Origin of the sequence: Streptomyces sp. cmx-4-9, assembly GCF_046548835.1 — a bacterium.
In the GTDB taxonomy this organism is placed as follows: Bacteria; Actinomycetota; Actinomycetes; order Streptomycetales; family Streptomycetaceae; genus Streptomyces.
In genome coordinates this window covers 108,947-134,020 of record NZ_JAEBEE010000011.1, presented here as the reverse complement: position 1 = coordinate 134,020, position 25,074 = coordinate 108,947, and the positions used below count along the sequence as shown (strand labels likewise).

Annotated in this window: 21 protein-coding genes; 5 read left to right on the top strand and 16 right to left on the bottom strand. The window is 74.3% G+C overall.

Annotated elements, in window-relative coordinates; all coding sequences use genetic code 11:
* Positions 1 to 25: 25 nt before the first annotated feature.
* The 10 genes from ACLJTM_RS30880 to ACLJTM_RS30835 form a co-directional block, all read right to left on the bottom strand.
* Complete coding sequence (locus ACLJTM_RS30880) at positions 26 to 1,771, bottom strand: ABC transporter substrate-binding protein (protein WP_411107071.1); 1,746 nt, start codon at positions 1,769 to 1,771, stop codon at positions 26 to 28.
* Positions 1,772 to 1,935: 164 nt separating this feature from the next.
* Complete coding sequence (locus ACLJTM_RS30875; RefSeq protein ID WP_411107070.1) at positions 1,936 to 2,646, bottom strand: GntR family transcriptional regulator; 711 nt, start codon at positions 2,644 to 2,646, stop codon at positions 1,936 to 1,938.
* 57 nt (positions 2,647 to 2,703) lie between these two features.
* Entirely contained in the window at positions 2,704 to 3,684 is a 981-nt protein-coding gene (locus ACLJTM_RS30870; RefSeq protein WP_411107069.1) for an ornithine cyclodeaminase family protein, read from the bottom strand.
* Entirely contained in the window at positions 3,681 to 4,709 is a 1,029-nt protein-coding gene (locus ACLJTM_RS30865) for a proline racemase family protein (protein WP_411107068.1), read from the bottom strand. The genes ACLJTM_RS30870 and ACLJTM_RS30865 overlap by 4 nt, the downstream gene beginning before the upstream one ends.
* Positions 4,706 to 5,710: a proline racemase family protein gene (locus tag ACLJTM_RS30860; RefSeq protein WP_411107067.1), complete on the bottom strand. Its 1,005-nt coding sequence runs from the start codon at positions 5,708 to 5,710 to the stop codon at positions 4,706 to 4,708. The genes ACLJTM_RS30865 and ACLJTM_RS30860 overlap by 4 nt, the downstream gene beginning before the upstream one ends.
* A 20-nt stretch (positions 5,711 to 5,730) precedes the next feature.
* Positions 5,731 to 6,648: a dihydrodipicolinate synthase family protein gene (locus ACLJTM_RS30855; protein ID WP_411107066.1), complete on the bottom strand. Its 918-nt coding sequence runs from the start codon at positions 6,646 to 6,648 to the stop codon at positions 5,731 to 5,733.
* Between the two features lie 74 nt (positions 6,649 to 6,722).
* Complete coding sequence (locus ACLJTM_RS30850; RefSeq protein ID WP_411107065.1) at positions 6,723 to 8,201, bottom strand: FAD-dependent oxidoreductase; 1,479 nt, start codon at positions 8,199 to 8,201, stop codon at positions 6,723 to 6,725.
* A complete protein-coding gene (locus ACLJTM_RS30845) occupies positions 8,182 to 8,508 on the bottom strand; it encodes a (2Fe-2S)-binding protein (RefSeq protein WP_411107064.1) in 327 nt (108 codons plus the stop codon). The genes ACLJTM_RS30850 and ACLJTM_RS30845 overlap by 20 nt, the downstream gene beginning before the upstream one ends.
* Positions 8,508 to 9,680, bottom strand: a complete 1,173-nt coding sequence (locus ACLJTM_RS30840; protein ID WP_411107063.1) for an NAD(P)/FAD-dependent oxidoreductase — start codon at positions 9,678 to 9,680, stop codon at positions 8,508 to 8,510. Before ACLJTM_RS30840 ends, ACLJTM_RS30845 begins: the two co-directional genes overlap by 1 nt.
* 80 nt (positions 9,681 to 9,760) lie before the next feature.
* A complete protein-coding gene (locus ACLJTM_RS30835; protein ID WP_411107062.1) occupies positions 9,761 to 12,172 on the bottom strand; it encodes a collagenase in 2,412 nt (803 codons plus the stop codon).
* A 301-nt stretch (positions 12,173 to 12,473) separates the two neighbouring features.
* Between ACLJTM_RS30835 and ACLJTM_RS30830 the strand changes: the two genes are divergently transcribed.
* On the top strand, positions 12,474 to 13,775 hold the full coding sequence (locus tag ACLJTM_RS30830; RefSeq protein ID WP_411107061.1) for an aminopeptidase P family protein: 1,302 nt from the start codon (positions 12,474 to 12,476) through the stop codon (positions 13,773 to 13,775).
* Between the two features lie 76 nt (positions 13,776 to 13,851).
* Here the strand turns inward: ACLJTM_RS30830 and ACLJTM_RS30825 are convergent, their stop codons facing one another.
* Positions 13,852 to 14,250 carry a RidA family protein gene (locus ACLJTM_RS30825; protein WP_411107060.1) on the bottom strand — a complete coding sequence of 133 codons (399 nt, stop codon included), beginning with the start codon at positions 14,248 to 14,250 and terminating at the stop codon, positions 13,852 to 13,854.
* Entirely contained in the window at positions 14,247 to 15,374 is a 1,128-nt protein-coding gene (locus ACLJTM_RS30820) for an acyl-CoA dehydrogenase family protein (RefSeq protein WP_411107059.1), read from the bottom strand. The genes ACLJTM_RS30825 and ACLJTM_RS30820 overlap by 4 nt, the downstream gene beginning before the upstream one ends.
* A 118-nt stretch (positions 15,375 to 15,492) precedes the next feature.
* On the opposite strand from ACLJTM_RS30820, the gene ACLJTM_RS30815 reads away from it, so the two are divergent.
* The 3 genes from ACLJTM_RS30815 to ACLJTM_RS30805 are packed head-to-tail and all read left to right on the top strand — an operon-like array spanning position 15,493 to position 18,802.
* Positions 15,493 to 17,115, top strand: coding sequence for an AMP-binding protein (locus tag ACLJTM_RS30815; protein ID WP_411107058.1), 1,623 nt, complete (start codon positions 15,493 to 15,495; stop codon positions 17,113 to 17,115).
* Positions 17,116 to 17,119: 4 nt separating this feature from the next.
* Positions 17,120 to 17,917, top strand: coding sequence for a PaaX family transcriptional regulator C-terminal domain-containing protein (locus ACLJTM_RS30810; RefSeq protein WP_411107057.1), 798 nt, complete (start codon positions 17,120 to 17,122; stop codon positions 17,915 to 17,917).
* A 45-nt stretch (positions 17,918 to 17,962) separates the two neighbouring features.
* Positions 17,963 to 18,802, top strand: coding sequence for a GNAT family N-acetyltransferase (locus tag ACLJTM_RS30805; protein ID WP_411107056.1), 840 nt, complete (start codon positions 17,963 to 17,965; stop codon positions 18,800 to 18,802).
* Between the two features lie 13 nt (positions 18,803 to 18,815).
* On the opposite strand, the gene ACLJTM_RS30800 is transcribed toward ACLJTM_RS30805, so the two are convergent.
* Positions 18,816 to 21,083, bottom strand: coding sequence for a bifunctional salicylyl-CoA 5-hydroxylase/oxidoreductase (locus ACLJTM_RS30800; RefSeq protein ID WP_411107055.1), 2,268 nt, complete (start codon positions 21,081 to 21,083; stop codon positions 18,816 to 18,818).
* A 4-nt stretch (positions 21,084 to 21,087) separates the two neighbouring features.
* Positions 21,088 to 21,915 (bottom strand): enoyl-CoA hydratase family protein, encoded by an 828-nt coding sequence (locus ACLJTM_RS30795; RefSeq protein WP_411107054.1) that lies wholly within the window; start codon positions 21,913 to 21,915, stop codon positions 21,088 to 21,090.
* A gap of 282 nt (positions 21,916 to 22,197) precedes the next feature.
* Between ACLJTM_RS30795 and ACLJTM_RS30790 the strand changes: the two genes are divergently transcribed.
* Positions 22,198 to 22,623 (top strand): ATP-binding protein, encoded by a 426-nt coding sequence (locus ACLJTM_RS30790; protein ID WP_411107053.1) that lies wholly within the window; start codon positions 22,198 to 22,200, stop codon positions 22,621 to 22,623.
* A 6-nt stretch (positions 22,624 to 22,629) separates the two neighbouring features.
* Here the strand turns inward: ACLJTM_RS30790 and argF are convergent, their stop codons facing one another.
* Positions 22,630 to 23,640, bottom strand: coding sequence for an ornithine carbamoyltransferase (gene argF, locus ACLJTM_RS30785; RefSeq protein WP_411107052.1), 1,011 nt, complete (start codon positions 23,638 to 23,640; stop codon positions 22,630 to 22,632).
* Positions 23,641 to 23,837: 197 nt separating this feature from the next.
* Complete coding sequence (locus ACLJTM_RS30780) at positions 23,838 to 25,067, bottom strand: arginine deiminase (RefSeq protein ID WP_411107051.1); 1,230 nt, start codon at positions 25,065 to 25,067, stop codon at positions 23,838 to 23,840.
* Positions 25,068 to 25,074 lie beyond the last annotated feature (7 nt).

The following is a 25,074-nucleotide window of genomic DNA, read 5'->3' as shown; positions in this document are numbered from 1 at the left end:
CGGGCTGCGGGTGGCTCGTCCGGCCTCAGCCCTGGCCCTTCGCGGGGTCCTTGAGGCCGATCGTGGCGTAGTCGATCGTGCCGGTCCACACGGGGTGGCCGAAGGCCCCCGCGATGTTGGTGCCGACCAGCAGCGGCTTGCGCTCCAGGAGGACCGGCACGGCCGGCGACTTCTTCATCAGCTCCGCGTCCAGGTCCGCCCAGGCCCGGGCGGCCTCCCCGGCGTCCGCCATGGCGTTGATCTCGTCGATCCGCTTCATGGTGGCCTCGTCGCGGAACTGGCTGTAGTTGCCCTGGTTGCCCTTCTCCTTGATGGTGCGGCCGTCGAAGACGAAGGGGATCCAGGTGGAGCCGGAGGGGTAGTCGGGGCACCAGCCCGACAGGCTCATGTCGGGGGTGGTGGAGAGGTCCCCGATGACGTCGTAGTAGGCGCCGGGGTCGACGGTGTCGACGACGACCTCGATGCCCGCCCGGGACAGGCCCTGCTGAAGGGCTTCGGCCTTGGCCTTGTCCCCGGTGGACACCGCGAGGGAGACCTTCAGCTTCTCCTTGCCCGCGGCCTTCAGGAGTTCCTTGGCCTTGGCGGGGTCGCCCGCCGGGGCGATCTTCAGGGTGTCGGCCTGCTTGCCGCCGGACAGGGCCGGAGGCAGGTAGGCGGTCGCGACCTCGTTGAGGGCCGGTCCGCCGCCCGCGGTGATCACGGCCTCCTTGTCGACGGCGTACTGCATGGCCTCGCGGACCTTGGGGTCGTCGAAGGGGGCCCGGGAGTTGTTCAGGTGGAGCATCTCGGTGCAGCCCTGGGACTCGGCGAGCAGGCGGGCCTTGACCTCCGGCTTGGGCAGCACTTTCGGGGCGCTCTCGGGCCGCATGTCCGCGTACGGGACGGTGGAGGCGTCCACGCCCTCCCCGGCGATGATCCGGTCGTCGATCTGGCCTCCCTTGAGGCCCATCACGACGACGAACCGGTCCGGGTAGGCCTTGCGGACCGGGTCGGTGGCGGCGTCCCAGTGCTCGTTGCGGACCAGGACCAGCTTCTTGTCGCGGTCGTACGACTCGATCTTGTACGGGCCCGAGGAGAAGGGGCGGGCGTCGTACCGGGTGCCCTTCTCCTGGGACTCGGGCACCGGGGCGAAGGTGGGCAGGGTGGCGGTGGCGGAGAACTCGGCGACGGGCCGCTTGAGTTCGAAGACGAGGGTGCGGTCGTCGGGAGTCTTGACCGAGTCGAGGTGCTTGCCGTCCAGGGGGCCCTTGTAGCCCTCGGTGCCCGCCAGGTACTGGGCGGCGTAGTCGGGGCCGCCGGTGAGGTCGGGGGCGAAGGAGCGTTCGACGTTGTACTTGATGTCCTGGGCTCTGACCGGTGAGCCGTCCTCGTACTTGACGCCTTCCTTGAGGGTGAAGGTCCAGGTGCGGCCGCCGTTGGAGGGGGTGCCGAGGTCGGTGGCGAGGTCGGGTACGAGCTCACTGCCGGCCTTGCCGGGCTCGGCCTTGAAGGTGACCAGCGTCCGGTAGAGCAGCCGGGTGCCGAAGTCCATGGTCGGCATGACCCAGTTGCGGGCGGGGTCGAGGTGCGCGAAGTCCTGGTTGGACAGGACGGTCAGGGTTCCGCCCTTGACCGGGGTGCCGCCGAGGACCTTGCCGTCGTTGGCGGCGGCCGGGTTCTCGGCGCCCGCGCCGCCCTTGCCCGGGGTCGCGGCGCCGGTACAGCCCGAGGCGCCGAGTGCGAGAGCGGCCACCAGGGCGGTGGCGAGGGCGATGTGGGTGCGCTTGTTCATGGGTCACTCCAGTGGAGGGCTGCGCTCTATGATGTGACCGGTAACATAGTAATGTGAAATTGCACTGACAAGAGCCAGGCGCCCCCGTTATCCAGCCGTAGCCAAATCCCGCCCGCGAGCAGGGCGGTTGGGGGCGCCGGCGGCGAAGGCCGGGGCGGGGTGGCCTAGACGCCTGAGCCGAGGCCCGTCTGGGGGCGGCCCACCGGTTCGTCGCGGCCCTGGGCCCACAGGGAGCGGACGTGGCCGAGGTGGCGGGTCATGCAGGCCTGCGCCGCGTCCGCGTCGCCGCTGATCATCAGGTCGAGCAGCTCGATGTGCTCCTCCGCCGAGGACACCAGCTTGCCCGCCTCGTCCAGGCCGGTCAGCCCGTACAGGCGGGAGCGCTTGCGCAGGTCCCCGACGGTCTCCACCAGGCGGTCGTTGCCCGCGAGGGCGAGCAGCGAGAGGTGGAAGCGACGGTCGGCTTCCAGGTAGCCGATGAGGTTGTGCTCGCGGGCGCTGGTGACGATCTCCTGCGCGACGGGGCGCAGGGCTTCCAGCTGCTCGGCGGTGGCGGTCCGGGTGATCCGGCCGATGGTCGGCACCTCGATCATGGTGCGCAGTTCCGTGTACTGGTCCAGGTCGCGCTCGCTGACCTCGGTGATGCGGAAGCCCTTGTTGCGGACCGGTTCGACGAGGCCTTCGCGGGCCAGGTCGAGCATCGCCTCGCGCACCGGCGTGGCCGAGACGCCGAGTTCGGCCGCGAGGCCGGGCGCGGAGTAGACGCTGCCGGGACGCAGCTCTCCCGCTATCAGGGCTGCTCGGAGGGCGTGGCCGACCTGGTCGCGGAGCCGTTCCTGGGCCTTGATGAGACTGTGCTGCTTCAGGTCACCCATTGCATTTCCTCCGAGACCCCCGACACCTGCTGACGAGCAGAGGAACAGCGTACAATGTCACGTTGCGCTGCTCACCCCGGCGGCCTCGCACAACGCGACCGCCACGGCAAGATCCTCCCAGGCCATGCCCACGCTCTTGAAGAGCTGTGGACAACTCGGCTCAGCGCCCACGCGCGTCCGGCCGGACACCAGGTCGCCGAGGGTACCGGTGATATGACCGGGCCCGATCGCCCCCTGCGCCTGCGGCACCAGCAGGTCCCCCGCCTCGCGCAGGGCCGCCGCCCGCGACTCCACGTACACGGCCGAGCGCCGCACCAGCTCCGTGTCCGTCTCACGGGCCGTCGGCTCGTGCGAGCCGACGGCGACGACGGTGGCGCCGGAGCTGACCAGGCGTCCGTCGAAGAGCGGCTCGCGGGCGGTGGTGCAGCAGACGACGAGGTCGGCCTCGGCCACCTCCGCGGCCCTGCCGGTCCGGGCCGGCACGCCGAGGCCCTGGGCGTGGGCGACGAGGCCGCGCGCCCCGGCCGGATTCCGGCCGACGACCACCACCTCGGCCAACTCCCGCACCGACAACGCCGCTTCGAGGTGCCCGTACGCCTGCGGTCCCGAGCCGAAGAGCAGCATCCGCAGCGGGCGCCCCGCCGGGGCCAGGTGGCGCAGGGCGAGGGCGGAGACGGCCGGGGTGCGCAGGGCGGTGAGCGCGGCTCCGTCGAGCAGGGCGAGCGGGCTCAGCGTGGGCCCGTCCAGCAGCAGGTAGGACCCGGTGATGCGGGGCAGGCCCCGGGCGGGGTTCCCGGGCGCGATCCCGGCGATCTTCACTCCGGCGTGGGTACCGGACGCGGCCGGCATCAGGAGCAGTTCGCCCCCGCCCGGCACGGGCAGGGCGGTGCGCTGCGGGCAGTTCTCCGGGTCGAGGCCGCCGAGCAGGGCCGCCGCCAGCGCGTCGGCCGCCCCGGCCGGGGAGAGCAGCCGGGCGATCTCCCCGGCGCCCAGCTGCGGGAGCCGGGCCCGGGGGGCTTGCGCGCCGGCCGCTTTCACAGCAGGAATCCGGCGCCGAGGGGGTCGTACGGGTCGGCCAGGAAGGCGTGTTCGCCGGTGCGGTACGCGGTGCCGGTGACCTCGGTGACCCCGCCGGGCAGGATGCGGCCGGTGAACACCGTGCCGGTGACCGACTCGTGCAGCAGGTCCTCCCCCGGTCCCAGCCGCCCGTCCTGCGCGAGCAGGGCGAGCCGCGCCGAGGTGCCGGAGCCGCAGGGCGAGCGGTCGACCTGCCCGTCGGCGAAGACGGTGACGTTGCGCTGGTGCGGCCCGAACGGGGTGTCGGGCAGCTCCTCGTGGAGGACCACGCCGTAGACCCCTGAGAGCAGGGCCCCGCCGGGGTGCCAGGTGGCCGGGTGGGTGGCCAGCGCGGCCCGGACCTCCCGGCCGGCGCGGACCAGGTCGGGCAGTGCCGCGCGGGACACCTCCAGGCCGAGGTCGCGGGCCCGGACGGAGGCGTAGCAGGCCCCGGCGTGGACGAGGTCCGCCTCGACGACTCCCAGCGAGGTGGCGACGGGCACCGCGCGGGCGGCCACCCGTGCGGGGACGTTGCGGAAGGTGACCCCGGTGGTGCGGCCGCCGCCGCGGTGCACGGTGGCGGTGACCCGCCCCGACGGGACGTCGATGCGCACGGGCACGTCCCCCTCGTCGGGGGCGGGGACCCGGCCGGTGTCCACGGCCCAGACCCCGAGCGCCATGGCGCCGTGGCCGCAGGCGGTGGAGTAGCCGTCCTTGTGCCAGAACAGCACGCCGAAATGGGCCCCGTCGTCGTCGGGCGGGACGACGAACCCGCCGTACATCCCGCCGTGTCCGCGCGGCTCCTGCACCAGCAGGCGCCGTACGTCGTCCAGCGGGCCCCGGCGCGGAGCCGTACCCGACCCCCCGGGGCCGACGGCGGTGGCGCAGCGTTCGGCGACGGTGTCGCCGGGGACGGGCGGCAGGCCCCCGGCGGCGGTGTCGACGATCCGGAAGGGCTCGCCGGCGGTGTGGTAGTCGGTGGTGCGGACGAGGGGGCGGCCGGTCACAGGAGGAAGCCTCCGGGGAAGGGGTCGGCGGGGTCGAGGAAGAACTGGGCGGTGCCGGTGATCCAGGCCCGGCCGGTCACCGTGGGGACGACGGCCGGCCGGGACCCGACGGTGGTCCGGGCGACCAGCCGGCCGGTGAACTCGGTGCCGATGAAGGACTCGTTGACGAAGTCGGCGCCGAGCCCGAGCAGGCCGCGGGCGTGCAGCTGGGCCATGCGCGCGCTGGTGCCGGTGCCGCAGGGAGAGCGGTCGAACCAGCCGGGGTGGATGGCCATCGCGTGCCGGGAGCGGCGGGCGTCGGAGCCGGGGGCGGCGAGGTAGACGTGCTTGAGTCCGGCGATGGACGGGTCCTCGGGGTGGACGGGCCGGTCGTCGGAGGCGTTGACGGCGTCCATGAGGGCGAGTCCGGCGGCGAGGAGGTCGTCCTTGCGGGCGCGGTCGAAGGGCAGGCCGAGGGCGTCGAGTTCGACGAAGGCGTAGAAGTTGCCTCCGTAGGCGAGGTCGTAGGTGACCGTGCCGTGGCCCGGTACCTGCGCCGTGAGGTCGAGCCCGACGCAGAAGGAGGGGACGTTGGTGAGGGTGACGGCCGTGGCCGCGCCGTCCTTGACGCGGACGTCGACGCTGACCAGGCCGGCCGGGGTGTCGAGCCGGACGGTGGTGACCGGCTCGACGACGGGCACCATGCCGGTCTCGACGAGGACGGTCGCCACCCCGATGGTGCCGTGCCCGCACATCGGCAGCAGGCCGGACACCTCGATGTACAGGACGCCGAAGTCGGCGTCGGGCCGGGTGGGGGGCTGCAGGATCGCGCCGCTCATCGCCGCGTGGCCGCGCGGCTCGTACATGAGCAGGGTCCGGACGTGGTCCGTGTGCTCGGCGAAGTGGAGCCGTTTCTCCGCCATGGTGGCGCCGGGGATCACGCCGACCCCGCCGGTGACCACCCGGGTCGGCATGCCCTCGGTGTGCGAGTCCACCGCGTGGTAGACGTGGCGCGTGCGCATGGAGTATCCCCTGGTGGCGGCTAGTTGAGGCCCTCGGCGAGGGCCTTCCCGGTGGCGGCGCGGACGGCGGCTTCGGCCTCCCCGGCGAGGGGCAGGCGCGGCGGCCTGGTGGGGCCGCCGGGACGGCCGGCCAGGTCCATGGAGAGCTTGATGGCCTGGACGAACTCGGTTTTGGAGTCCCAGCGCAGCAGCGCGTGCAGGGACTTGTAGAGCGGCAGGGCGGTGGCGAGGTCGCCGGCCGCGGCGGCCCGGTAGAGGGTGGCGCAGGAGCGGGGCAGCGCGTTGGGGTAGCCGGCGATCCAGCCGACGGCGCCGGCGAGGACGAGTTCGAGGAGGACGTCGTCGGCGCCGACCAGCAGGTCGAGCCCGGGAGCCAGTTCGGCGATCTCGTAGGCGCGGCGCACGTCGCCGCTGAACTCCTTGACGGCGACGACCGAGCCGTCGGCGTGCAGCCGGGCGAGCAGGGCGGGGGTCAGGTCCACTTTGGTGTCGACGGGGTTGTTGTACGCGACGACGGGCAGGCCCGCTCGGGCGACCTCGGCGTAGTGGGCGCGTACGGCTGCCTCGTCGGCCCGGAAGGCGTTGGGGGGCAGCAGCAGGACGGACCCGGCGCCGGCCTCGGCTGCCTGGTCGGCCCAGCGGCGGGCCTCGGCGCTGCCGTACGCGGCGACGCCGGGCATGACCCGGGCGCCGTCGCCCGCGGCTTCGACGGCGGTGCGCACGACGCGGGCCCGCTCCTGGTCGGTGAGGGTCTGGTACTCGCCGAGGGAGCCGTTGGGGACCACGCCGTCGCAGCCGTTGGCGATCAGCCAGGCGACGTGTTCGGCGTAGGCGTCGTGGTCGACGCTGAGGTCTTCGCGCAGGGGCAGCGTGGTGGCGACCATGATGCCGTGCCAGGGGCGGGTGCGGACGGGCGCGGGGGTGTGCGCGTGGGTCATGACAACTCCCTCGTATAGTGTGTGACATTTTACTAGCGGACGCGATGCGGCCACAAGGGCCGCGGCGGTGCGGATCAGCCGTCCGCGGGCGGAAGTTCGGCGAGGTGGCGCAGCAGCACCGGGCAGGACAGCGGACGCCGGTCGGGTCCCGGCTCCTCACCGGCCAGGGCCGAGACCGCCGGTCCGCACATCCGCCCCTGGCACCAGCCCATCCCCGCGCGGGTGAGCAGTTTGACGGTACGGGCGTCCCGCGCCCCCAGGTCCCGCACGGCCTCCCTGATGCGGCCGGCCGGGACCTCCTCGCAGCGGCAGACCAGGTCGTCCTCGCCCAGCCACGCGGTCCAGCCGGGGCCGGGACGGTGCACCGCGGCCATCGCCCGGGCGAAGGCCCGCAGCCGCTCGCGCCGGCGGGCCGTGCGCGCGGGGGCGGGCCGTCCGGCGACGGCGTACGCGGCGATCTCCCCCTCGGCGAGCGCCAGTCGGGCGCCGCCGGTGCCGCCGGTCTCGCCCGCGGACCAGACCCCGGGGACGGAGGTGCCCTGCCGGGCGTCCAGGTCGAGGACGGGCGTCCCGTCCGGGCCGCGGACGGTGGCGCAGCCGAGGCCGGTGGCGAGTTCGAGCTGCGGCAGGAGCCCGTGCCCGACGGCCAGGGCGTCGCAGGGGATCCGGCGGGCCGTGCCCGGCAGCGGCCGCCAGTCCCGGTCGAGGCGGGCCACGGTGACCGCTTCGACCCGGTCGGTGCCGTGGGCTTCCAGGACGGCGCTGCGGGTCAGGAGCCGGACGCGGTGGCGCAGCAGTCCCCCGCCGAAGGCGGCGGCCTCGGCGAGCTTGCCCGGGTTGCGCAGCAGGGCGGGCAGGTGGCCCGCGTAGGCGGGGTAGGAGCCGGCCTCCACCACTGCGGGCACGGCCGCCCCGGCGGCGGCGAGCGTGCCGGCCACGGCGAGCAGCAGCGGCCCGCTCCCGGCGACGACCACCCGCCGGCCCGGCAGCACGAGGCCGCCTTTGACCATGGCCTGCGCCCCGCCGGCGCCGACCACGCCGGGCAGGGTCCAGCCGGGGAAGGGCAGGTGCCGCTCGTGGGCGCCGGTGGCGAGCAGCACGGCCCGCGCCCGGACGGCCGCGGACCGTTCCGCGGCTCCGTGGCCGGCGGTGGCGTGCAGCACCCAGCGGCCGCGGCCGGGCCCGGCGCCGCCGTCCTGGACCACCGACCAGACGTGGTGGCCGGGCAGGTGGGTGACGCGGCCCGCTGCGATGTGGGCCCGCAGGGCCCTCTCGCGTGCGGTGAAGGCCTGCCAGTCGTGGTGGAGGGCCTCGGGGCGGGCGGCGCCCAGGCCGGGGGCGGGGTGGCGGTAGAACTGGCCGCCGGGACGGTCCCCCGCGTCCAGGACGGCGACGGTCAGCCCGAGGTCCGCGGCGGTGACGGCGGCGGCCAGCCCGGCGGGTCCCGCGCCGACGACGGCGAGGTCCGCGGGCTCGGCGGTGTCGGCGGCGTCGGCGGCGGGGAGGCGGCCGAGCGCGGCGCCGGCGCGGGGGTCAGACGGCGAGGTCGGCACGGCCGGTCCCCTCCTGGGTGGTGACGGCGTCGCCCGGGCGGGCCGGGACCAGGCAGGCCCGCTGGTTCGGGACGCCGTTGACGGTGACGAGGCAGTCGAAGCAGCTGCCGATGCCGCAGAACACCCCGCGCGGGGCGCTGTCCCCGCGGGTGGTGCGCCAGGACAGGATCCCGGCGGTCCAGAACACGGCGGCGAGCGACTGGCCGTCCTGTGCGGTCAGTTCGCGGCCGTCGAAGGTGACGGCGTACGTGGCCGCCGGGGAGCCGCCGACCAGAGAACGGGGCGTCCTGGCAGTGCGGTGGCCCATCAGCGCTGCTCCTCGGGGGTGTCGGGCGCGGACCGCGCGAAGCGGTCCGGGCGGAAGGGGGCGGGGTCCAGCGGTGGCCGGGCCCCGGTGAGCGCGGCGGCGATCAGCAGGCCCGTCGCCGGGGCCAGGCCGATGCCCGCGCCCTCGTGCCCGCAGGCGTGCAGCAGCCCGGGGCGGCGCGGGTCCGCGCCGATGGCCGGCAGGTGGTCGGGCAGGTAGGGCCGAAAGCCGTGGTAGGTGCGCAGGACGCGGACGCCGGCGAGGACCGGGAACAGGGCGGCCGCCTGCGCGGCGAGCCGGCGCAGGGCCTCGGTGGACAAGGACCGGTCGAAGCCGACGCGTTCCCGGGTGGCGCCGATGAGCACCGGGCCCGCCGGGGTCCCCTCGACCACGGCCGAGGACTGCAGGGCGGCGGAGCCGCTGGCCACGTCGGCGATGTAGTCGGCGGCATAGACCTTGTGCCGCACCACGCGCGGCAGCGGCTCGGTGACCAGGACGAACCCGCGGCGCGGCAGGACCGGCAGGTGCACGCCCGCCAGGTCGGCGATGCGTCCGCCCCAGGTCCCGGCCGCGTTGACCACGGCCGGTGCGAGCAGGTCCCGGCGCGGGGTGCGCACGCCCCGTACGGCTCCCGAAGCGTCCAGCAGGACGGCGGTGACCTCCTCGCCGAGGTGGACCTCGGCACCCGAGGCGGCCAGCAGCCGGGCCGCCGCCTGGGCCGGCTGGACCTGGGCGTCCTGGGGGTAGTGCAGTGCCCCGGCGAGGCCGGGGGCGAGGTGGGGCTCCAGCTCGCGCAGCTCCCCGGCGGCCACCTCCACCGCCTCGGCGCCGGCTGCGCGCTGGCGGTCCGCGAAGCCGCGCAGGGCCGTGAGGGTGGTCTCGTCCGGGGCGACGACCAGGCCGCCCTTGGCCTCGTACTCGGCCTCCCGGGGCAGGTCCGCGGCGAGTTCGCGCCAGAGCCCGTTCGACAGCAGGGCGAGGTCGAGCTCGGGTCCCGCTTCCTTGTCGGAGACGAGCAGGTTGCCCTCGCCCGCGCCGGTCGTGCCGCCCGCGACGGGGCCGCGGTCGACGACGGCCACGCGCAGGCCGGCCCGGGCCGCCTGGTGGGCGCAAGCGGCCCCGACGACGCCGGCGCCGATGATCACGGCGTCCAGAGGATGTCTCTTGAGCACGGCAGTAATATGTCACATTCTCTAGTACCTGCCCAGACCGGTCCCGCACCTTCGCGGCGGCGGGACCGGTCCGGTCGGGATCAGCCGCGCAGCGGGCCTTCGCAGCGGTAGTTCGACGAGCCGGCCTTCTTGTCGGTCCAGACCTCCACCGGGCTGAAGGAGCAGTTCATGTCGGCGAGGTTGTCGGAGGCGGCGCCCGCGCGGTCGAGGATGAAGTAGTCGACCGTCTCGGACATGTCCTTGAAGTTCTGGTCCTCGCTGCGCCAGTTCTTCAGGTTCGCGCTGATCCTGCCGGTGCAGGTGAAGCGGCGCTTGCCGGGCTCGCCGTTCTCCACGCAGTCCGGGGTGTTGTAGGTGGCCGCGGCGAAGGAGGACTTCACCGAGGAGAGCACGGAGTCCTTCAGCCGGTCGGTCGGGGTGAAGGTGGTGTTCGGCACGTACAGCTGGTCCACCTTGGCGATCTGCGCGTCCAGGAAGCGGTTGTAGTCGCGCTGGAGGTAGCTGTCGGCGCCCGTGCGGTGGCGCCAGGCGTCGAAGGCCGCCACGTCGTTGTTGCGCAGGTGGGTGTACATCTCGCGCAGCAGCGAGGGCTTCTCGGTCCACAGGAACTCGAAGAAGGTGCCGGCGTAGCTGTAGAAGCGGAACCCGTCGCCGTCGTAGGTGGCGTTCAGCAGCTGCTCCACCGTCATGCGGGGGCCGCCGCCGGCGGTGTCGCCGATGATGCTCTTGACCAGGGACTTGCGGACGGCGATGCCGTTGTCGCGGGTGGCCCCGTCGAAGAACTCGGCCGTGCCCTCGTCCATGGCGGTCGTGCGGTCGCCCTCGTACCAGGGGCCTTCGCCGAAGAAGCCGGGCACCGCGTAACGGCCGTTGAGGTAGTGGGTGTACTCGTGGCGGAAGAGCTCTTCGAGGGTGAGGGAGGAGTCCTGGGGGACGCGGCGCTGGTAGGTGTAGAAGGTGGCGCCGTTCTCGATGTAGATGCCGCCGTTGTTGGTGTCGTAGCCGGTCAGGATCGGGTGGTAGTTCTCGTAGTCGGCGCGGGAGGCGTAGAGCACGATGTTCAGCGTGGTGTTGGGGTCGCCCGCGAGCGGCTGCTCGGTGCCCAGCACGCGGTGGAACTGGGCCTTGACCTGCTTGCTGGCGTAGTACAGCTGGTCGACGGTGGCCCGGTCGAGGCCGGTGCGGACCTTGATGGCGCCGCTGTCGTAGGTGTACGTGTGGGGGAAGATCCGCTTCTCGATGTCCTCCTTGCACACGCCGTAGGGCTTGCAGGCCTCGTAGAAGTTCAGCCAGGTGACGACCTTGGCCCACGGCTGGCTGCCGTCGCCGAAGGCGGCCCTGACCGGCTCCAGCAGGGCCCCGAGGTCGGCGGTGGTCTGCGCGCGCAGACCGTCGACCTGGCCGAAGCGGCCGAACTCGCTGAGCGCGTCCCGCACCACCCAGGCGTTGCCGGTGCCCTTGAGGTGGGTGTAGGTGGCGAAGGCCTTGAAGACGGCGCGGTAGGAGGGGTCGGCGGCGACCGCGGCGTGGAAGGCGGCGTCCTGGTTGCCCGGGTAGACGCCGAGGTAGTTGACGGAGAGCGCGGCGAGGGCGGCGCCCGCCCAGGAGGCGTCGAGGTGGGTGGCCGGGTGGGCCGGGTCCATGGTCGCCAGGACCTTCTTGACCAGGCCGAGCTGGTGGTGGCGCAGGCCGGGGGCGCTGGCCGCGTAGAGGGCCTCGCGCAGGGTGCGGGCGTTGGAGGCGGTGGCGTCGAAGGTGCGGGCGGCGGCGCCGAAGTCGGCGACGGCCTGGCGCATCGCGTTCACGGTCGGGGCGTCGGTGACGTCGATCTCCGAGCGCGCGTAGTCGTGGTAGGCCACCGCGTGCAGGTAGGTGAACATCTCCTCCAGGTGGGAGGAGTTCTGGCCGTCGTGGGCGGCGGCCAGGGCGGATATCCGGCGGGAGACGGCCTGGACGTGCGCATCGGACATGACGGGGGTCAGCCGGGCGTCCCAGGTCCAGATCAGGCCGCGCAGGCAGCCGTCGGCGGTGACGGCCCGGTCGGCGAGGAAGTCGGCGAACTGCTCCGGGCCGAGGCCCGTGATCCCGTCGAGGGTGCAGGGGACGGCGGCGGCCAGGCTCCGCGCGGTGGGCGCGGCCTGCCCGGTGCCGTACTTCTCGCTGCGGCGGTCTGCGGCGGTCGCGGCGGACCGGGCGGGGCCGGGGACCCGGCCGGAGGCTTCGGCTCCGGCGCCGGCGGCGGTCTGGCCCGCGCCGGGGGCGGGCGCGGGCGCCGGGGTGGCGTCCGCGGCGTCGGCGAGGCGGTCGACCTCGTCGAAGGGGTTCACGGCGGGGGCCCCGGAGGAGAAGGTGCCGGGCGCCGACGGGCCTGCCGCGGTGGTGCCGGTCCCGGTGTCGGCGGCCTGGGTCACGCCCTGTCCCGCGGTGGCGAGGAGGGTGACCGCCACGGCGGCGGAGAGGAGGGACGAACGCACAGCTCTGTGCTGGAACACCAAGGACTCCTGTGGGAAGGGGAGGTGGGGGACATGGCGCGGGAGGGGCACGCAGGAGGTCCGGGGCCGAGGACGGCGCACGTCTGCGCCGTGCCGCGCGAACCGGCCTGCGTCACACGGCGTTTGACGGGGATTAACGTGCCGCGGTGTGAGCTGTAACATAGTAATGTGAAATTGCACTGACAAGCCCTGTGCGCCCACCAGTTCGCATCCTCTTGAGGGAGACCCCGTGACCGACACCTCCTCCCGCCTCCACACGGGCAGCCATGACCTCCCCGCTTCAACGGAGTTGTCCCGCTCCATGGCCGGCGGCTGGGCGGCCTCCCCGCTGCCCGCGTCCGCGGCCCCGGCCGTCCGCGCGCTCACCCCGGCCCGCCGCGCCCGGCTCTCGGCGCTCTTCCCCGGCGAACGCCTGATCGTCCCGGCCGGGGAGCTGCGGGTCCGCTCCAACGACTGCGACTTCCGCTTCCGCCCGCACAGCGCCTACGCCTGGCTGACCGGCCTGACCGGGGAGGACCAGGCGGGCCATGTCCTGGTCCTGGAGCCGTCGGGCCCGCACGGCCACGAGGCGGTGCTGTACCTGCGGCCCCGTTCGCCGCGGACGGACGGGAGCGAGGAGTTCTACCGGGACCGCCGGTACGGGGAGTTCTGGGTGGGCCGCCGCCCCGACCTCGCCGAGGCCGAGCGCCTCACCGGGATCCGCTGCACGCACCTGGACGCCCTCGGCACCCCGGCGGGCCGGCGGGCCGGCGACGACACGGCGCTCACCACCGCCCTCGCGGAACTGCGCCTGGTCAAGGACGCCTGGGAGGTCGGACAGCTCCAGCTCGCGGTGGACCACACGACGGCCGGCTTCGAGGACGTCGTACGGGCCCTGCCCCGCGCCCTGGAGCACCCGCGCGGCGAGCGGTGGATCGAGGGGGTTTTCGGCCTGCGCGCCCGCGCCGAGGGCAACGGGACCGGCTACGAGACCATCGCGGCCTCGGGCGCCCACGCCTGCGTCCTGCACTGGACCCGCAACGACGGCCGGCTGGCCGGGGACGAACTGCTGCTCCTGGACGCGGGTGTGGAGACGGACAGCCTGTACACGGCCGACATCACCCGCACGCTCCCGTTGTCGGGCCGCTTCTCCCCCGTCCAACGCCGGGTCTACGAACTGGTCCTGGCGGCCCAGGACGCGGGCATGGCCGCGCTGCGGCCGGGTGCCCGTTTCCGCGACTTCCACGGCGCAGCCATGCGGGTGATCGCCGAGGGGCTCGCGGACTGGGGCGTCCTGAAGGACGCGGAGGGCGACCTTCACCGGCGCTACACCCTGTGCAGCAGCGGCCACATGCTCGGTCTGGACGTCCACGACTGTGCGAAGGCGCGCGCGGAGTCCTACCTGGACGGGGTGCTGGAGGAGGGCCAGGTGCTCACCGTGGAGCCGGGCCTCTACCTGCAGCCCGACGACGAGACCCTCCCGGCGGAGCTGCGCGGCATCGGCGTGCGCATCGAGGACGACCTGGTGGTGACCGCGGACGGGGCCCGGCTGATGTCGGGCGCCCTGCCGAGGACGGTGGCGGGCATCGAGGAGTGGATGGGACGTCTCCTCGACGCCCGCTGAGCCGGGCTGCCGGGCCTCCCGTCTCGCCCCGGGGCGGGACGGGCTCAGGGCAGGGCCGGCTCAGGGCAGGACCGGTTCAGGGCAGGACCGCGACCCCGTCCAGTTCGACCTGCGCCTGGACGTCCCACAGGCGGGCCACGCCGACGACGGCCATCGCCGGGTAGTCGCGCCCGGCCAACCGGTGCCAGATGCGGCCGAGTTCGGCCGCGCAGTCCCGGTACGCCGCCACGTCCACCGCGTACACCGTCACCCGGGCCAGGTCCGCCGGGGTGCCGCCGGATGCGGCCAGCGCGGCCAGCAGGTTGCCCAGGGCCTGCTCGAACTGCTCCGGCAGGCTCTCCCCCACCACCGTGCCCGATGCGTCGAGCGCGGTCTGGCCGGCGAGGAACACCAGCCGCGAACCGGTCGCCGCGACGGCGTGGGAGAAGCCCGTCGGCGGGGACAGCTGCGCCGGGTTGATCCGCTCCAGGCTCATCGGGCATCCGCCTCCCGGTACAGCTCCTTGGCGATGATCGTGCGCTGGACCTCGCTGGCCCCTTCGTAGATCCGCGGGGCGCGGACCTCCCGGTAGAGGTGCTCCAGCAGGTGGCCCCGCTGGAGGGCGACGGCCCCGTGCAGCTGGACCGCGTGGTCCACCACGTACTGGGCCGTCTCGGTGGCCAGCAGTTTCGCCATGGCCGCCCGGCGGGGCACGTCCGGTGCGCCCCGGTCGTAGGCCCCGGCGGCCGCGTACACCAGCAGGCGGGCCGCCTCCGTGCGGGTGGCCATCTCGGCCACCCGGTGCGCCACCGCCTGGAGGTCGCGCAGCACCCCGCCGAAGGCGGACCGGCCGGCCGTGTGGGCGAGGGTCGCGTCCAGTGCGGCCCGGGCCATGCCCACCGCGAACGCGCCGACGCTGGGCCGGAAGCGGTTGAGGGTGTCCATCGCGACGCGGAAGCCCTGCCCGGGCCCGCCGAGCAGGTCCCGGCGGGCGACCGGGACCCCGTCGAAGGCGAGTGCCCCGATGGGGTGCGGGGAGAGCATGTCCAAGGGCTCGCCGGACAGGCCGGGGCGGTCCGCCGGGACGAGGAAGGCCGACACCCCCTTGGCGCCCGGCCCTTCACCCGTCCGGGCGAACACGGTGTAGAAATCCGCTTCCGGGGCGTTGGAGATCCAGCGCTTCTCGCCGCTGAGGCGCCAGCCGCCCGCCGGGTCCGGGGCCGCCTCCAGGGCCAGCGCCGCCGCGTCCGATCCGGCTCCCGGCTCGCTCAGCGCGAAGGCCGCCACCGCGCGGCCCGCGCGGACCGCGGGCAGCCAGCGCTCGCGCTGCGCCTCGCTGCCCGCCTGCAGCACCGGGTAGGCGCCCAGCCCTTGCAGGGCGAGGGCCGTCTCGGCCTCCGTGCACCCGTAGGCGAGGGACTCGCGCAGCAGGCACAGCTCCAGCGCGCCCGCGGCGAAGACCCGCTCCAGCAGACCCGCCTCCCCCAGTGCCGTGAGCAGCGGCCGGTTGACCCGGCCCGGCTCCCCCTTCCCGGCCAGCGGCCTCAGCTCCCGTGCCGACAGTGCGCGCAACTGCCCGCACCACTCTTCCTGGTCCGCCCCGAGCGCGAATCCGGTCATCCGAATGTCCCCGCATCTATCGCGTCCTGTTGACTGCCGTCACCATCACGATACGCTCGTACCGCTGTCGCACGGCCGGCTCCACCCCAATCCGGACCGTCGCAAAGGGGCGAACGCCTTGGACCTCAAGCCCTCCGCTCACACCGACACCTTCGCCCGCGACCATCTGCCGCCCGTCGGCTCGTGGCCGGAACTCCTCTTCGAGCTGCCCGAACTCGCCTATCCGGACCGGCTGAACTGTGCAGCCGAGCTGCTCGACGCGACCATCGCCCGGTTCGGCCCCGACCGGCCGGCCTTCCGGACCGGCGCGGGCGAGGTGTGGACGTACGGGGTGCTGCGCGAGCGCGTGGACCGGCTGGCCCACGTGCTCACTGTCGATCTGGGCGTCGTCCCCGGCAACCGGGTGCTGCTGCGCGGGCCCACCGGCCCCTGGCTCGCGGCGTGCTGGCTCGCGGTGGTGAAGGCGGGCGCGGTCGCCGTGACCGTCCTGCCCCGGCAGCGGGCGCAGGAGCTGGCCACGGTCTGCGCGATGGCCCGGATCGGGCACGCACTGTGCCACGCCGACGTCCTCGACGACCTGGTCAAGGCGGAGGTGCCGGGGCTGCGGACCACCGTGTACGGGGGCGGCGCGCAGGACGACCTGCTGCGTCTGGCCGAGGCCGTTACGGCGGAGCCGTTCACCGCCGTGGACACCTCCGCCGACGACGTCGCGCTGATCGCCTTCACCTCGGGGACCACCGGCCGGCCGAAGGGCTGCATGCACTTCCACCGGGACCTGCTCTCCGTCGCGGACACCTTCTCCCGCACGGTGCTGCGCCCCCGCCCCGACGACGTCTTCGCGGGCAGCCCGCCCCTCGGCTTCACCTTCGGCCTGGGCGGGCTGGTCGTCTTCCCGTTGCGGGCCGGGGCCTGCGCGCTGCTCCTGGAGGAGGCCGGGCCGCGCGCCCTGCTGCCGGCGCTGGCGCAGCACCGGGTGTCGGTGCTGTTCACCGCGCCGACCGCCTACCGGACCATGCTGGACGCGCTGGGCCCCTACGACGTGGGCACGCACGACCTCTCCGCGCTGCGCCGCTGCGTGTCCGCGGGGGAGAACCTGCCCGAGGCCACCTGGCAGGCCTGGTACGCCCGTACCGGCCTGCGGATCATCAACGGCATCGGGGCCACGGAACTGCTGCACATCTTCATCTCCGCCGCCGACGAGGACATCCGGCCCGGTACGACCGGCCGGGTGGTGCCGGGCTGGCAGGCCCGGGTGGTGGACCGCGCCGGGCGGCCGGTCGCGGACGGGGAGCCGGGGCTGCTGGCCGTGCGCGGCCCGGTGGGCTGCCGCTACCTGGCGGATCCGCGGCAGGCCGACTACGTGCGGGACGGCTGGAACCTGACCGGCGACACCTACGTACGGGACGCGCAGGGCTACTTCCGCTACGTCGCCCGGGCCGACGACATGATCATCTCTGCGGGCCACAACATCGCGGGCCCGGAGGTGGAGGAGGCCCTGCTGCGCCACCCGGACGTGGTGGAGGCGGCCGTGGTGGGGCGGCCCGACGAGCGGCGCGGGCAGGTGGTGGTGGCCTACACCGTCGCCCGGGAGGGCGTGACGCTCGCGGAGGAGGAGCTGCGCGCCTTCATGCGGGCCGAGCTGGCCCCCCACAAGTGCCCGCGCTCCTTCGTCTTCCTGCCGGCCCTCCCCCGCACGGCCACGGGCAAACTGCAGCGCTTCCGGCTGAGGGATCTAGAGTGAATCCGTGGTCGAGCACACCCCGCGATCCCTGATCGTCACGTTCTACGGCGCCTACGGGCGGGCCTTCGAGGGCCCGGTGCCGGTGTCCGCCCTGATCCGGCTGCTCGGCGCGGCCGGTGTGGACGCCCCGTCGGTCCGCTCGTCGGTGTCCCGGCTGAAGCGGCGCGGCTTCCTGCTGCCCGGCCGCGCGGCGGACGGGTCGGCGGCGTACGAGCTGTCCCGGGAGGCCCGCCGGCTGCTGGAGGACGGCGACCGGCGGATCTACGGCTCCCCGCAGCGCTCCCCCGAGTGGCTGGTGGCGGTGTTCTCCGTGCCGGAGCAGGAGCGCAGCAAGCGCCACCTGCTGCGCTCCCGGCTGGCGCGGCTCGGGTTCGGCGCGGTGGCCCCGGGGGTGTGGATCGCCCCGGCCCAGCTGTCGCTGGAGACCGGGCACACCCTGGAGCGGCTCCAGCTGACCCCGTACGTGGAGCTGTTCCGGGGCGCCCACCTCGGCTTCGCCCCGACCGCCGAGGCGGTGGCCCGCTGGTGGGACCTGACCTCCCTGGCCAAGCAGCACGAGGAATTCCTCGACCTGCACGAACCCGCCCTGCGCGCCCTGCAGTCGGGCCCGGAGCCGACGGCGGAGGAGGCCTACCGCGGCTACCTCCTCGCCCTGGACAGCTGGCGGCGCCTGCCGTACGCCGATCCGGGGCTGCCGCGCGAACTGCTGCCCGCGGACTGGCCGGGCGACCGGGCGGCGGCGGTGTTCGCCGAGCTCCATGCGCGGCTGCGGGACCGGGGCGCCACCTTCGCCCGCCCCTGAGCGCAAACCGGGTGCGCGCAGCCCGCGCGGGCGCCAGGATGGGCCATGACCTGGACCTTCACCCGTGACCTGGCGGCCTACCTGAGCGCGGCGGGCCCGTGCGTGGCCGCGCAGCCCGTGTCGAACACCGTGCTGCTGACCACGGCCGACGCCCTGGAGCGGCGCGGCCCCCGTGCATTCGGCCGCGCGGACCCCTTCTTCGGCTGGTGGACCGGGCCGGACGGGTCCGTCGCCGGCGGCCTGCTGTGCACCCCGCCGTTCCCCCTGCTGGTCGGGGCGCTGCCGGAGGGGGCGGTGCGGGCGCTGGCCGCGTGCCTGGACACCGAACCGCTGCTCGCGGACATCAGCGGGTTCAACGCCCGGCGCGCCGACGCCGGGGTACTGGCCGCGGCCTGGCGGCGGCCCTCCCGGGTCGCGGTGCGCAACCGCCTGTACCGGCTGGGCCGCCTCACGGACCCCGACCCGGCGCCGGCCGGGCGGGCCCGGGCCGCCGGCGAGGGCGACCTGCCGCTGCTGCTGGAGTGGGTCGAGGCCTTCAACCGGGAGGCGGGGCAGCCCGGGGCCGCCTCGCCCGCGGCCCTGCGCGAGCGGATCGGGTACGGCGGGGCGCTGCTGTGGGAGGACGCCGGTGCGCCCGTGGCGCTGGCCTCCTTCACCCGGCCGGGCGGCCGCGGCTGCCGCATCGGCCCGGTGTACACCCCGCCCGCCTGCCGCCGCCGCGGCTACGCGGCCGCGGTCACGCACGCGGCGAGCCGGGCGGCCATGGCGGCCGGCGCGGGGCAGGTGCTGCTCTTCACGGACCTGGCCAACGCCACCAGCAACGGCGTCTACCTGCGCCTGGGCTTCGTCGCCGTGGAGGACCGTACGGAGGTGCTGGCCGCCTGACCGGGTCCGGGCGTCAGCCGCGGCCGGTCGGCGGGGGGCGGCTGCCGGCCCGGTAGGGCGCGGGCCAGGGTGCGGCGGGGCCCTCGTAGGACTGCTCGGCGGCGGCGTGCAGGGTCCAGTGCGGGTCGTAGAGGTGCGGGCGGGCGAGGGCGCAGAGGTCGGCGCGTCCGGCCAGCAGCAGGGAGTTGACGTCGTCCCAGGAGGAGATCGCGCCGACGGCGATGACGGGGATCCCCAGCGCGTTGCGGATCCGGTCGGCGTACGGGGTCTGGTAGGAGCGCCCGTACTCGGGGGCCTCGTCCGAGACCACCTGGCCGGTGGAGACGTCGACGGCGTCCGCGCCGCGGGCGGCGAAGGCGGCCGCGATCCGCACGGCCTCCTCGGGGGTGGTGCCGCCGGGGGCCCAGTCGGCGGCCGACAGGCGGACCGTCATGGGCCGCTCCTCGGGCCAGACGGCGCGGACCGCGTCGAAGACCTCCAGCGGGAAGCGCAGCCGGTTCTCCAGGGAGCCCCCGTAGGCGTCGGTGCGCCGGTTGGTCAGCGGGGACAGGAAGCCGGACAGCAGGTAGCCGTGGGCGCAGTGCAGTTCCAGCAGGTCGAAGCCGCAGTCGGCGGCGCGGACCGCGGCCGCGGCGAAGTCGGACCGGACCGCGGCGAGGTCCTCGATCGTGGCGGCGCGCGGGACGGCCGAGACGCCCGGCCGGTAGGGCAGGGCGGAAGCGGCCAGCAGCGGCCAGTTGCCCGTGGGGAGCGGGTCGTCCATGCCTTCCCACATGAGCCGGGTGGAGCCCTTGCGGCCCGCGTGCCCGAGCTGGACGCCGAGCGCGGTGCCGGGGGAGGCGGTGTGGACGAAGCCGGTGATCCGCCGCCAGGCCGCCGCCTGCTCCTCGGTGTACAGGCCGGTGCAGCCGGGGGTGATCCGGCCCTCGGCGCTGACGCAGACCATCTCCGTCATGACCAGGCCGGGGCCGCCGAGGGCGCGTCCGCCGAGGTGCACGAGGTGGAAGTCGCCGGGCACCCCGTCCTGCGCCGAGTACATGTCCATCGGGGAGACCACGACCCGGTTGCGCAGGGTCAGTCCGCGCAGGGTCAGGGGGGTGAACATCGGCGGGGTGTGCTCGTCCGGGCAGCCGAAGTCGCGTTCCACGGCGCGGGTGAAGCGTTCGTCGCGCAGCCGGAGGTTGTCGTGGGTGACGCGGCGGCTGCGGGTGAGCAGGTTGAAGGCGAACTGCCGGGCGCTCTGGCCGACGTAGCCCTGGAGTTCCTCGAACCAGCGCATGCTGGCGGCCGCGGCCCGCTGGGTGCTCGCCACGGCCGGGCGGCGCGCCGTCTCGTACGCGGTGAGGGCGGCCGGTACGTCCGGGTGCGCGGCGACCGCGTCGGCGAGGGCGAGGGCGTCCTCCACGGCCAGTTTGGTGCCGGAGCCGATGGAGAAGTGGGCGGTGTGGGCCGCGTCGCCGAGCAGGGCGACCCGGCCGTGGGACCAGTGCTCGTTCACGACGGTGTGAAAGCGCGTCCACGCGGAGTGGTTGCCGCGCAGCGGGCGTCCCCGCAGGGCCTCCCCGAAGACCTTGGCGCAGCGGGCCGCGGACTCGTCCGCGTCGCACAGGTCGAAGCCGGCCGCCGCCCACACCTCTTCGCGCATCTCCACGATCACCGTGGAGGAGTCCGCGGAGTACGGGTAGGCGTGCAGCTGCATCACGCCGTGCTCGGTCTCGGCGGTCTCGAAGCGGAAGGCGTCGAAGGCGAAGTCTGCGGCGAGCCAGATGTAGCGGCAGCGTCCGGGGGTCACCGTGGGGCGGAAGTGGGCGGCCCCGGCCTGCCGGGTCGCACTGTGCACCCCGTCCGCCGCGACGACCAGGTCGTGGTCGGCGGCGAGGGTGAAGGCGTCGGGGACGGCGGCGCGGAAGCGGAGCCGGACGCCCAGGCGGGCGCAGCGCGCGTGCAGGATCTCCAGCAGCCGGCGCCTCCCGAGGGCGGCGAAGCCGTGGCCGCCGGAGGTGAGCAGGCGGCCGCGGTGTACGACGTCCACGTCGTCCCAGCGTACGAACTCCGCGGCCAGGGCGGCGTGGACCTCGGTGTCGGCCCGCTCGATGCCGCCGAGGGTCTCGTCGGAGAGGACCACGCCGAAGCCGAAGGTGTCATCCGGTGCGTTGCGTTCCCACAGGTCCACCCGGTGGCCCTGGCGGGCCAGCAGGGCGGCGGCGTACAGTCCGCCCGGCCCGCCGCCCACGACGGCGACCCTCAGGGCGTGCGGGGCGTGTGCGGTGTCCGCGGACATGCCGCTACCTGCCCTTCCACTCCGGCGGCCGCTTCCCGGTGAAGGCGGCGTGGAACTCGGCGTAGTCCTCGCCGTTCATCAGCAGGGCCTGGGTGGCGGCGTCCATCTCCACCGAGGCCGCCAGCGGCATGTCGAGTTCGGCGGTGAGCAGCGCCTTGGTCTGCGCGTAGGCGAGGGCCGGTCCGGCGGCCAGGTGCGCGGCGAGTTCGGCGGCCCGCGCGTGGGCCTTGCCCTCGTCGGTGAGTTCGCTGAGCAGCCCGATCCGCTCCGCCTCGGGGGCCCGTACGGGCTCTCCGAGCATCAGCAGCCGGGTGGCGTGGCCGAGGCCGACGACCCGGGGCAGCAGGTAGGCGGCGCCCATGTCCCCGCCGGAGAGGCCGACCCGGGTGAAGAGGAAGGTGAAGCGGGCGGTGGGGTCCGCGATGCGGAAGTCGGCGGCGAGGGCGAGGACCGCGCCTGCTCCGGCGGCCACCCCGTGCACGGCGGCGACGACCGGGAAGGGGCATTCGCGCAGGGCGCGGACCACGTGGCCGGTCATCCGGTTGAAGTCGAGGAGCTGGGCGGTGTCCATGGCGAGGGTGGCGCCGATGATCTCGTCCACGTCGCCGCCGGAGCAGAAGCCGCGCCCCTCCCCGCCGAGGACGAGGGCGCGTACGGAGCGTTCCCGGGACAGTTCGGCCAGCAGGTCGCGCAGGTCGGCGTAGGCGCCGAAGGTGAGCGCGTTGAGCTTGTCGGGGCGGTCGAGGGTGACGGTGGCCACGCCGTCCTGCCGGGTCACCCGGAGGTGGCGCCACCGTTCGGTCGCGGAGGTGGAACCGGTGAAAGGGCTCACACGCAGACGGTATCACTGGATGGTGACTGCCGTCACAGAAACGCGACACGCCTGCTCCGGTCCGGTCGGGCGGCCACACGCGCCGAAGGTCCCGGCCGCGGGCACCCTCTGGTCCCGCGGGCTGCGGGCGGGGTGCCCTACGGGGAGCCGCGGGCCGTCCGTATGGTTGAAACGACGACTTCCCGGCCGCCGTGCGCGTCGGCCGGGCACGACAACCGGACCTGGCGCCTCCCGCCGGGCGCCCGCACCCCCAGCCGCCCCTCCCGCCAGGAAGGACCCGCCGTGCCCGACGCCTCCGCCTGGAGGATCGCCCTGCCGCACACGGCCGCCGCCGTCCCCATGGCCCGCGCCCTGGTCCGTACGGCGCTGACCGAGGTGGAGACGCCCGCGGACAGCGACACGGCGGAGCTGCTGACCGCCGAACTGGTGGCCAACGCGGTGGAGCACACCCCCGCCGGGGGGCCGATCGAGCTGGTCGTGGAGCTGCTGGCGAACGGCTGCCAGGTGGAGGTGCACGACGGCGACCCGGGCCTGCCCGGAGGGCTGGCGGCCCGTCCCGGCGACGCATGCCGCCCGCCGGACCCCTGGCAGGAGCACGGCCGCGGTCTGCTGCTGATCCGGGCGCTCAGCTCCGACTGCGGCCACCGGCAGACCGCGCACGGCAAGGCGGTGTGGTTCACCCTGCCGGGCCGGGCGGCCCCGGCATGACCAGCACTAGGCGGCGGGCCGCGCGAGGGTGGCGACGAGCACGGCCTTGATGGTGTGCAGCCGGTTCTCGGCCTCGTCGAAGACCACCGAGTGCGCCGATTCGAACACCTCGTCCGTCACCTCCAGGGAGGCGAGCCCGTGGCGTTCGTGGATCTCCCGGGCGACCTCGGTGCCCAGGTCGTGGAAGGCGGGCAGGCAGTGCATGAACTTCACGTCCGGATTCCCCGTGGCGCGCAGCACGTCCATCGTCACCGCGTACGGGGCCAGGGCCTGGATCCGCTCGTCCCAGACCTCCTTGGGCTCCCCCATGGACACCCAGATGTCGGTCACCACGAAGTCGGCCTGGGCGACGCCCTCGCCGATCTCCTCCGTCAAGGTGATGCGGGCCCCGCTGCGCTCCGCGAGCTCCCGGGCCGCGGCCACCACCGGCTCCGCGGGCCAGTACGCCTTCGGCGCCACGATCCGCACGTCCATGCCGAGCAGGGCGCCGGTGACGAGGTAGGAGTTGCCCATGTTGAAGCGGGCGTCGCCGAGGTAGGCGAAGGCGATCCGCTCCAGCGGCTTGGCGCTGTGCTCGGTCATGGTCAGCAGGTCGGCCAGCATCTGGGTGGGGTGCCAGTCGTCGGTGAGGCCGTTGAAGACGGGGACCCCGGCGTGCGCCGCGAGCCCTTCGACGACCTCCTGGCTGTCGCCGCGGTACTCGATCCCGTCGAACATCCGGCCCAGCACCCGGGCGGTGTCCTTGACCGACTCCTTGTGCCCCATCTGGGAGCCGGAGGGGTCGAGGTAGGTGGTGTGGGCGCCCTGGTCCGCGGCGGCCACCTCGAAGGCGCAGCGGGTCCGTGTCGAGGTCTTCTCGAAGATCAGCGCGATGTTCCTGCCCCGGAGCAGCCGCTGCTCGGTGCCGGCCTTCTTGGCGGCCTTGAGCGTGGCGGCGAGCTCGACCAGGCCGCGGAACTCGTCGGCGGTGAAGTCGAGCTCCTTGAGGAAACTACGGCCGACGAGATCGGTGGCCATGGGTCGCTCCAGAGTCACGGTGACAGGGGATGATGGAAGTCTATACGATCCTCTGCATCGATATACAGTCCCATGAGTCCCCTCCACCGCCCTGCCGCCCCGGACGGTGTGGTGGGGTGGCGGGGTGGCGGGGTGGCGGTGTGGCGGGGTGGCGGTGTGGCGGTGTGGCGGTGTGGCGGTGTGGCGGTGTGACGGTGTCAGCCGACCGGGTCCCGCTCGACGGGGCAGCTCATACAGCGCGGGCCGCCGCGTCCGCGGCCCAGCTCGCTGCCCGGGATCTCGATGACCTCGATCCCCTCCTTGCGCAGGTGCGTGTTGGTCGTGACGTTCCGCTCGTACGCGACGACCACCCCCGGCTCGACGGCCAGCACGTTGCAGCCGTCGTCCCACTGCTCGCGCTCCGCCGAGTGCACGTCCTGCCGCGCGGTCAGCACCCGGATCGAGTCCAGCCCGAGGGCCGCCGCGACGGCCCGGTGCATGTGCTCCGGCGGATGGTCGGTCACCTTCAGATCACTGGCCCCGGCCCCCGGCTCGATCGTGTAGGAGCGCAGCATGCCCAGGCCCGCGTACTGAGTGAACGTATCTCCGTCCACCATCGTCATCACGGTGTCCAGGTGCATGAAGGCCCGCGACTTGGGCATGTCCAGGGCCACGATCGTGGTCGCCGAACCGGCGGCGAACAGGCCCCGGGCCAGCATCTCCACGGCCTGCGGAGTGGTCCGCTCGCTCATCCCGATCAGCACCGCCCCGTTGCCGATGACCAGCACGTCCCCGCCCTCGATGGTCGAGGGGTAGTCCGCCTGCCCCTGCGACCAGTAGTGGAACGCGCCGGAGGAGGTGAAGAGCGGATGGTGGCGGTAGATCGCCTCGAAGTGGACGGTCTCGCGCTGCCGGGCGGGCCAGCGCATCGCGTTGATGGACACCCCGTCGTAGATCCAGGCCGAGGTGTCCCGGGTGAAGAGGTGGTTGGGCAGCGGCCCCAGCAGGAAGTCGTCCAGCTCCATCGCGTGGAAGCGCACCGACACCGGTTCGGCGTGCCGCTCCAGGAACTCCCGCTTGGTCATCCCGCCGACCAGCGCCTCGGCCAGCGCGGCCGGACCCAGCCCGTCGAAGGCCGACCGCAGGTGGTCGGTGGCGAGCGGCCCGTACTCCTTCTCGTCGAAGACCCGGTCCAGCACGAGGTGCCTGGCCTCCGGGATGTCCAGGGCCTCGCACAGGAGGTCCCCGAACAGGTGGACCTCCACGCCCCGGTCGCGCAGCACGTCCGCGAACCCGTCGTGCTCCTGGCGGGCCCGGCGCACCCACAGCACGTCGTCGAAGAGCAGTGCGTCCTTGTTGCTCGGTGTGAGCCGCTTCAGCTCCAGGTCGGGCCGGTGGAGGATGACGCGGCGGAGCCGCCCGGTCTCGGAGTCGACGTGGAATCCCATGCCGTAC

Excerpts from the sequence above, each read along its gene's own strand:
- ACLJTM_RS30880 (WP_411107071.1), bottom strand. The coding sequence starts at position 1,771 with ATGAACAAGCGCACCCACATCGCCCTCGCCACCGCCCTGGTGGCCGCT.
- ACLJTM_RS30875 (WP_411107070.1), bottom strand. The coding sequence starts at position 2,646 with ATGGGTGACCTGAAGCAGCACAGTCTCATCAAGGCCCAGGAACGGCTC.
- ACLJTM_RS30860 (WP_411107067.1), bottom strand. The coding sequence starts at position 5,710 with ATGCGCACGCGCCACGTCTACCACGCGGTGGACTCGCACACCGAGGGC.
- ACLJTM_RS30855 (WP_411107066.1), bottom strand. The coding sequence starts at position 6,648 with ATGACCCACGCGCACACCCCCGCGCCCGTCCGCACCCGCCCCTGGCAC.
- ACLJTM_RS30845 (WP_411107064.1), bottom strand. The coding sequence starts at position 8,508 with ATGGGCCACCGCACTGCCAGGACGCCCCGTTCTCTGGTCGGCGGCTCC.
- ACLJTM_RS30830 (WP_411107061.1), top strand. The coding sequence starts at position 12,474 with ATGGCCGGCGGCTGGGCGGCCTCCCCGCTGCCCGCGTCCGCGGCCCCG.
- ACLJTM_RS30825 (WP_411107060.1), bottom strand. The coding sequence starts at position 14,250 with ATGAGCCTGGAGCGGATCAACCCGGCGCAGCTGTCCCCGCCGACGGGC.
- ACLJTM_RS30820 (WP_411107059.1), bottom strand. The coding sequence starts at position 15,374 with ATGACCGGATTCGCGCTCGGGGCGGACCAGGAAGAGTGGTGCGGGCAG.
- ACLJTM_RS30805 (WP_411107056.1), top strand. The coding sequence starts at position 17,963 with ATGACCTGGACCTTCACCCGTGACCTGGCGGCCTACCTGAGCGCGGCG.
- ACLJTM_RS30800 (WP_411107055.1), bottom strand. The coding sequence starts at position 21,083 with ATGTCCGCGGACACCGCACACGCCCCGCACGCCCTGAGGGTCGCCGTC.
- argF (WP_411107052.1), bottom strand. The coding sequence starts at position 23,640 with ATGGCCACCGATCTCGTCGGCCGTAGTTTCCTCAAGGAGCTCGACTTC.
- ACLJTM_RS30780 (WP_411107051.1), bottom strand. The coding sequence starts at position 25,067 with ATGGGATTCCACGTCGACTCCGAGACCGGGCGGCTCCGCCGCGTCATC.